This is a genomic window from Halomonas saccharevitans (genome assembly GCF_032333995.1).
GTDB lineage: Bacteria > Pseudomonadota > Gammaproteobacteria > Pseudomonadales > Halomonadaceae > Halomonas > Halomonas saccharevitans.
In genome coordinates, this window is record NZ_JAVXUR010000004.1 from 442,514 (window position 1) to 450,634 (window position 8,121).

At 58.8% G+C, this 8,121-nt stretch carries 7 protein-coding genes; all 7 read left to right on the forward strand.

What is annotated here, in order from left to right:
• The first annotated feature begins 253 nt into the window (after positions 1-253).
• Positions 254-772, forward strand: a complete 519-nt coding sequence (locus RSO68_RS12545) for a plasmid mobilization protein (protein WP_315586807.1) — start codon at positions 254-256, stop codon at positions 770-772.
• Positions 765-1,280, forward strand: a complete 516-nt coding sequence (locus RSO68_RS12550; protein WP_315586808.1) for a relaxase/mobilization nuclease domain-containing protein — start codon at positions 765-767, stop codon at positions 1,278-1,280. The genes RSO68_RS12545 and RSO68_RS12550 overlap by 8 nt, the downstream gene beginning before the upstream one ends.
• Positions 1,273-2,265 (forward strand): relaxase/mobilization nuclease domain-containing protein, encoded by a 993-nt coding sequence (locus RSO68_RS12555; RefSeq protein WP_315586809.1) that lies wholly within the window; start codon positions 1,273-1,275, stop codon positions 2,263-2,265. Before RSO68_RS12550 ends, RSO68_RS12555 begins: the two co-directional genes overlap by 8 nt.
• 140 nt (positions 2,266-2,405) lie before the next feature.
• The gene (locus tag RSO68_RS12560; RefSeq protein ID WP_315586810.1) at positions 2,406-4,385 is read left to right on the forward strand and encodes a type I restriction-modification system subunit M; all 1,980 of its coding nucleotides are present in this window, start codon (positions 2,406-2,408) and stop codon (positions 4,383-4,385) included.
• Positions 4,386-4,521: 136 nt separating this feature from the next.
• Positions 4,522-5,502 carry an Abi family protein gene (locus RSO68_RS12565; RefSeq protein WP_315586811.1) on the forward strand — a complete coding sequence of 327 codons (981 nt, stop codon included), beginning with the start codon at positions 4,522-4,524 and terminating at the stop codon, positions 5,500-5,502.
• Positions 5,499-6,887, forward strand: a complete 1,389-nt coding sequence (locus RSO68_RS12570) for a restriction endonuclease subunit S (RefSeq protein ID WP_315586812.1) — start codon at positions 5,499-5,501, stop codon at positions 6,885-6,887. Before RSO68_RS12565 ends, RSO68_RS12570 begins: the two co-directional genes overlap by 4 nt.
• Positions 6,884-7,825: a GIY-YIG nuclease family protein gene (locus RSO68_RS12575; RefSeq protein ID WP_315586813.1), complete on the forward strand. Its 942-nt coding sequence runs from the start codon at positions 6,884-6,886 to the stop codon at positions 7,823-7,825. Before RSO68_RS12570 ends, RSO68_RS12575 begins: the two co-directional genes overlap by 4 nt.
• Positions 7,826-8,121: the final 296 nt, after the last annotated feature.

The window sequence follows — 8,121 nt, forward strand, 5'->3', positions numbered from 1 at the left end:
GCTGCCTCCCCTATGGCTAATGGCGACGACTCTGACTTAGTCCCTGGCGACGGGCAGGTGTGAGGCAGGTCCGCCCGTATTGCTAATGGCGAAGCCTTCGTTACTGGGACGAAAACGCTGCCTAGTGCACACGCAGAATTTCGTACGTACGAAAAAAATGGAGGGGTTAGGGCTAGGGCAGGATTCGGCAAGTGCTGGCGTATGCCGGCAAGCTTGCCTAGCCCCACCTCTCATCGGTGGAGAGAACTGGGCTATGCCGAGAGTTGAAGCACGCCTGACAGACAGCGATAAGAAAGCCTGGACGCTGTTCTGCAAGGCCAACGGCCTGCGCGAGTCGGACATGCTACGGCGTATGATTCAGCGCGTTGCCGGAGGAACTGTGACGCTGGACGGCTGCAAGGGCGAAACTAGATCCTGCAAGCTCACCATCCGACTATCGCCAACCCAAGATCGCTGGTTAGCAGAGCGCGCTCAAAAGGAGGGCTATTCCAGCCGTACCAGTTGGGTTATGGCGATGGTTCTGGCTGAGCTGCATAGAGAACCCGTACTGACCGATGCCGAGGTATCCGCCCTGCGGGAGTCCAATCGGGAATTGACAGCCATTGGCCGTAACCTCAACCAGGTGGCGAGGGCGTTGAATATCGAGTTCCGCGAGAGCGACAATCTCAAGCGAGACGCCATTGAGAAGTTGGTCGAACGGATTGAACTGCACAAGGAGCAGGTGGCCAGCCTGCTGTCACGCAACATGAATCGGTGGGGTGACGATGACTAACTCGAAGAACGAGGTGATAGTGCGGGTCGTTGGCCATGCTTACAATGCGCATCAGATCCAGCAAGGTTTGATAGATATCAGCAAGGATGGGGCTGTGGAGCTTGAAGACGAACGCGGCTTTATAACCAAAGGCGAAGACGAGGTTTGTGACCTGGCCAAGGACTGGTCGCAGGACCGGGGGAAGCGCAGGAAGAACACTCGTGACACCACCAATATCATCATGTCAATACAGGCCATTATTGATCCGAGCGACATGAAGAATTCCGTCCGGGAGTTTGCCAAGCGGCAGTTTGGCCAGAATCATCAGTATGTAATAGCGCTCCACACTGATACGGACAACCCACAGGTACACCTCACGGTTAAGAACCTGGGGTATGACGGCCATCGCCTGCATGTAAAAAAGGGCGACCCCCAGAAGTGGCGGGAGTTATTCGCTGCCGAGCTGGGGAGCCAAGGGATTAAAGCGAAAGCGACACTGAGAGCCAGCCGAGGAGGGGAGGATGGGTAGTCTGGCTGACGACACCATTGCTGACTTGCTGGAAAGCTCGGTCAAGAGCAAGGGTGGACGATCCGGCAACCGTGCGCGTGCCCGGCGAGTCGTGAACTATGCGCCCGAGGTCATGGTGAAGATCACCGGTAATGCCAAGGGAGCCGATCATGTCCAGTCCCACCTGGACTACATCAGCCGAAACGGCAATCTGGAGCTCGAGGACGATCGTGGCGACGTGATCCAAGGGAAGGACGAGGTGCGGGCCCTGGCCAAGGACTGGTCGCAGGATCAGGGCAAGCGCCGGAAGAACACCCGTGATACGACCAACATCGTCATGTCCATGCCGGCTGGTACTGATCCGCGTGACGTGAAGGATGCTGTTCGGACGTTCGCCAAACGGCAGTTCGGTCAAAACTATCAGTATGTTATGGCGCTGCACACCGACACGGACAGTCCTCACGTCCACCTGACGGTGAAGAACCTGGGCTATGACGGGTACAGACTGAATGTGAGGAAGGGCGACCCGCAGAAGTGGCGGGAGGCCTTCGCCACTGAGCTGGAGCGTCGAGGGGTAGATGCCGAGGCCACGCCACGTGCCACCCGTGGCGTGATCAAGAGGGGCGTTAGCCAAGTGGTGCACCACATCCGCGAGAAAGGCCAGACGCCGCAGGTGGACCAGGAGAAGGTCCGGGAAGTCCTTGAAGACCTCCGCGACCAGCAAGCCTGTCAGGCACCGACGCCACGTCCCTGGGAGGATCGTATAAAAGAGCGCCAGACCTATGTCCGCAAGGCCTGGCTGACGGCGGCCAAGGAGATGGCCCAGAGCCGCGCCCCCGAAGACCAGGAGCTGGCTAAGCGCATCGCGGCTTTTGTGGGCTCCATGCCGCCGATGAAGACCGAGCGACATGAACTCCAGGAGGAGGTTGCGAGGCAGCTGCAGCGTGCTCAAGCGCGCCAGGGGAGAGGGGAGAGCGAGGAGCGGGATAATCAATACGAACGGTAGGCGCGTCTTTTGTAGACTCACTTGCCAGTGTTTTGGGTGCTTTAGCCTTGCTGCGCATCGCTGCTGCCCGAGAACGTGCATCGCTGTGTATGATGGTGCCCATCAGTTTTCACCAGATTCAGCACAGGCGGAGAAGCACCTTGAACACGGACAGTCACTCTCAGACGGCAGCCTTCATCTGGTCCGTGGCGGACCTGCTGCGCGGCGATTTTCGTCAATCCCAGTATGGCCGGATCATCCTGCCCTTCACCCTACTGCGCCGCCTAGAGTGCGTGCTGGAGCCCACCAAGGATGCGGTGCTCCGTGAAGCCCACGCCCACGAGGCCAAGCCCGAGGCGGTGCGCGAGAAGCTACTGCTGCGCGCGGCGGATCAGCCGTTCTTCAACGCCTCGCCGTTGACCCTGGGCACGCTCTCCGACACCCAAACCGCCGACGACCTGATGAGCTACGTGCAGTCGTTCAGCCAGGACGCCCGGGAGATCTTCGAGCACTTCGATTTCGAGGGATTCGTACAGCAGCTTGGTGCCAGTAACCTGCTCTACCAGGTGGTGCAGCGCTTCGCCGCTATCGACATGAGCCCACAGTGGCTCTCCAACTACGGCATGGGTCTGGTGTTCGAGGAGCTGATCCGCAAGTTTGCCGAAAGCTCTAATGACACGGCGGGGGAGCACTTCACCCCGCGCGACATCGTCCACCTGACCACCTCACTGGTGCTCACTGGCCAGGACGACAAGCTGCGTCCCCACGGCATCGTCACCGTCTATGACCCCACCGCGGGCACCGGCGGCTTCCTCTCCGAGAGCGACGAGTACATCCAGCAGGTCAGCCAGGACGTGACCGTCTCGTTGCACGGCCAGGAGCTCAACCCCGAGTCCTACGCCATCTGCAAGGCCGACATGCTGATCAAGGGCCAGGCGGTGGAGCAGATCAAGCTCGGCAATACCCTCAATGACGACCAGCTCCCAGCCGAGCACTTCGATTACATGCTCTCCAACCCGCCGTTCGGTGTGGAGTGGAAGAAGGTACAGAAAGAGGTTGCCGCCGAGCACAAGCAGAAGGGCTACGATGGCCGCTTCGGCCCCGGCCTGCCGCGGGTCTCTGACGGCTCGCTGCTGTTCCTGATGCACCTGGTGAGCAAGATGCGCTCCCGGCAGGAGGGAGGTTCACGTATCGGTATCATCCTCAACGGCTCGCCGCTGTTCACCGGCGGCGCCGGCAGCGGCGAGTCCGAGATCCGCCGCTACCTGCTGCAGCACGATCTGGTGGAGGCTATCGTCGGCTTGCCCACCGACATGTTCTACAACACCGGCATCGCCACCTACGTGTGGATCCTCTCCAATCAAAAGCCCGCCGAGCGCCGTGGCCAGGTGCAGTTGATCAACGCCACCAGCCGTGCCAGTAAGATGCGCAAGTCGCTGGGCAGCAAGCGCCAGTTCGTCGCCGACCGCGACATCGAGGAGATCGTTCGCCTCTACGGCGCCTTCGAGGAGAGCGAGGAGAGCAAGCGCTTCCCGGTGGAGGCCTTCGGCTACCGGCGGATTACCGTGGAGCGCCCGCTGCGCCTTAACTTCCAGGCCAGCCCCGAGCGCCTGGCCCGGCTCGACGAGGAGAAGCCGATCCAGAAGCTTGAGGAGGGCGAGCGCGAGGCCCTCAAGGCCGCCTGCACCACCCTCGATCCGGAAGAGCGCTACACCAACCGCGACAACTTCACCAAAGCGCTGAAGGCCGCGTTCAAGGCGGCAGACCTCAAGGTCGGGGCCCCGGTGCAGAAGGCTACCCTCAACGCCCTCTCCGAGCGCGACCCGGAGGCGGACATCTGCCTCGACAAGAAGGGCAATCCCGAGCCCGACAGCGGCCTGCGCGATAACGAGAACGTGCCGCTGGACGAGTCGGTGTTCGACTACTTCGAACGCGAGGTGAAACCCCACATCCCCGACGCCTGGATCGACGAGGAGAAGCGCGACCCGCTGGATGGCCGCATCGGCATCGTCGGCTTCGAGATTCCCTTCAACCGGCACTTCTACCAGTTCACGCCGCCGCGCCCGCTCGAAGAGATCGACGCAAACCTCAAGGCCTGCACCGACCGGATCAAGCAAATGATCGAGGAGCTGTCGGCATGAGGACGGGCGCCGCTCAGTCTTGTCTTACACGGTCATTGACAGTGCAAGGGTCATGCCCTAGCATGCCGGGTAACACACCCGCCATGCCTCTCACTGAAGCACACTTTGGCGGGTTTTTTGTGTCCGGAGGTCACGCATGAGCGACTTCCACAAGCCTGCACACAGCATTGACGAGCAGATCGCAACGCTATGCAGCCGTGGCCTGGCGGTACCCGACGAGGCTCGAGTGCGTCACTACCTGGGCAATATCAGCTATTTCCGCCTTTCAGCCTACACGCGTCCCTTCTACCAGCCAGGCCTCCAGGAGCACCGTTTTCTGGAGGGCACCTCTTTCGAGGATGTGCTGAGGCTCTATGTGTTCGATCGTGAGCTCCGCCTGCTGCTGCTTGATGCCATCGAGCGGCTGGAAGTCGCGCTACGCGCCCAGTTGACCAACACCCTGGCTGAGCACCATGGCCCTCACGGCTACCTGGATCCTGAGATCTTCGACACCCGCTACAACCATGGGTGGTTGTTGGAGAAATTGGAGAACGCGGCCAAGGGGCGGGAGATCGAGACCTTCCTGGCGCACTATCGCACGAAGTACCGATCAGCCCCCAATCAGCCACCCATCTGGATGGCGGTGGAGCTTCTGACCTTCAAGGAAGTCTCGACCTTGCTGGCCAAGCTACGGCTTCCCAAGGATACCCAGCGCATCGAGCGCCATTTCGGCTGGAAGATGCCGGTGCTGCGATCCTGGTTCCGCAGCCTGTCCGATCTGCGCAACGTCTGCGCCCATCATGGCCGAGTGTGGAACCGCGAATTCGGTAGCCGGCCCGAGATGCCGAGAAAGGTTCCGGCCAGTTGGCCAAGCGTCCCCGGTAGCATCGAGACGGGGTCTCATGAGCACCCCGAGCAGCGTCTCGACCCGCGACGGCGGCTATATCTCCAGCTCGTGGTGATCGAGTCGCTGATGCAGGTCGTGTCACCTACCAGCCAGTGGGCTGAGAGGCTAGTGACACTGCTGGATCACTACCCTCAGGTTTCACGTCCACATATGGGTTTCCCAGGGCATTGGGATACGGAGCCTTTCTGGCGAGAAGCAGTAATGAACGCAAGGGAGGGGGAAAAGGCATGAGTTTTCCGAAATACCCCAAATACAAGGACTCCGGCGTCGAGTGGCTGGGGAACGTGCCGGCGCATTGGAACCACGGCAAGGTTCGCTATTTCGCCAAACTAGAGTCTGGTCATACTCCTAGCCGCAACAAGCCAGAGTACTGGGAGAACTGTACCGTTCCTTGGTTCACGCTATCTGATGTATGGAAAATACGGTCTGGACTTACCAAGACCGTGTATGAGACGAAAGAGAAGGTTAGCGAGCTAGGGCTGGCTAACTCATCAGCGCGTCTGTTGCCCGCGGGTACTGTGATTCTTTCCCGAACAGCATCCGTTGGATACTCGGCGATTCTTGGTAAGCCAATGGCTACTACGCAGGATTTTGCCAACTGGATTTGTGGAGAAAGGTTATGTCCAGAATATTTGTTGTCAGTGTTCAGGGCAATGAAATCTGAGTTTTCTCGCATGATGATGGGGTCGACGCACAAAACCATCTATATGCCTGATATTGCAGAGCTGTACTGTGCTATTCCGCCAATGCACGAGCAATCTAAAATAATTTCCTTTCTCGATTATGAAGCTGCCCGCATCGATTCCTTGGTGGAGGAGCAGCAGCGCCTGATCGAGCTGCTCAAGGAAAAACGCCAGGCTGTGATCTCCCACGCCGTCACTAAGGGGCTCGATCCTGACGTGCCGATGAAGAACTCCGGGCTGGAGTGGCTTGGCAAAGTGCCGGCCCATTGGAATCATGGCAAGATTCGCTATTTTGCTAAGTTAGAATCTGGACACACTCCCAGTCGCAATAAACCCGAGTATTGGGAAAACTGCACTATTCCTTGGTTTACACTCGCTGATGTATGGAAAATCCGGTCTGGCAGCACCAGATTTGTGTATGAGACAAAAGAGAAGGTGAGTGCCCTTGGGCTTGCCAACTCATCTGCGCGTTTATTGCCAGCCGGTACCGTGATTTTGTCGCGAACAGCATCAGTTGGATATTCAGCGATATTGGGTAAGCCAATGGCTACTACTCAGGATTTTGCCAACTGGGTTTGTAGAGAGGAATTGCAGCCCGAATATCTGTTAGCAGTCTTCAGATCAATGAAGTCTGAATTTTCTCGCATGATGATGGGGTCAACTCACAAAACTATTTATATGCCAGATATTGCTGAGCTATACTGTGCAGTCCCACCAATAACTGAGCAAGCTGAAATTGTTGCTTTTCTTGATAAAGAAACAGCCCGTATCGACGCCTTGGTGGAAGAAGGTGAGTCAGCCATTAAGTTGCTCCAGGAGCGCCGTTCGGCCCTGATTTCCGCTGCCGTTACCGGCAAGATCGACGTGCGCGGCTGGCAGCCACCGACGGACTCAACGGCATCCACTGAGGCCACTCAAACGGAGATGGTATGACGCAAGGACGCAGCATCCGGCTCTTCCTGGTGGACGGTACACCCAACGGCCTGCTCACCGCCGAGATCATGAACTGGACCGGCCATGTGTTGACCGGACCCCGCAGCAAACTCAGCGAGCTGGTCCAGCGACCGGAGTGTGGTCGCACAGGCATCTACTTCCTGGTCGGGACGGATCCTGAGGGCAACCCGCGACCGCTGGTCTACATCGGCGAGAGCGACGATGTGGCCACGCGCCTCAAGCAGCACAATCGCCCCGAAGAGAAGGGCGGCAAGGACTTCTGGGAGAAGGTCTGCCTGATCACCAGCAAGGATCAGAACCTCACCAAGGCCCACGTGAAGTACCTGGAGAGCCTGCTGATTCAGAACGCCGGCCAGGTCGGCCGCTGCAAGCTGATCAACGGCACCGCCCACGAGTACATTGGCCTGCCCGAGTCCGACCGCGCTGATATGGCCTTCTTCATGGAGCAGGTACGTATCGTGCTGCCGGTGCTGGGCTTCGGCTTTTTGAGAGACACACACCGGCTAAGCCTGCCTGAGCAAGAGGACGCGGGAGCCAGCCTCAGCGAGGTGCCGCGATTCCGCATGGACATCAAGCGGGATAACATCACCGCCTATGCGCAGGAAGTCGATGGCGAGTTCGTCGTACTGGAGGGCTCCCAGGCGAGGTTCGAGTGGACGGATCATAAGCACAACTATCGAGCCCTCTTCAAACAGCTCTGTGATGAGGGCGTTCTGGTCGACAACGGGGACGGGCATCGGCGCTTTGCCACGGACTATGCCTTCGGAAGTCCTAGCCCTGCGGCAGCCATGGTAGCGGGCCGAGCGGCGAACGGTCGCAAGGACTGGAAAGTAGAAGGTACTGGTCAGACCTATGCCGCCTGGCAAGACCAGCGGGTCAGTGCTGCTGCTCCAGCAGCAGATCTGTCGCCGGACTGACGTAGTGTCGCAATCCCCCTTCTGGTGCTCGGTGGCGAGAACACGGTTTAGAAAAAAACGTACAAACGGCCTCAGCGGCCGTTTTCATCACGCGATTTAAACCGGGGACCGCGAACGCTTACTCACCTTCCTCGATCGATATGCCACCCAAGTGCGGAAGTAGGTTTCCCTTACATTTGGCTGCATCGCTTTGTACGGGTGATGCATCGTCCTAAGTAGGGCGGTCTCAAGTTCCAAGTGCAACGCTATTGAAGGGTGCTCGGACCGGCGACGGATTTCTTGAGCACCTCGGCGTA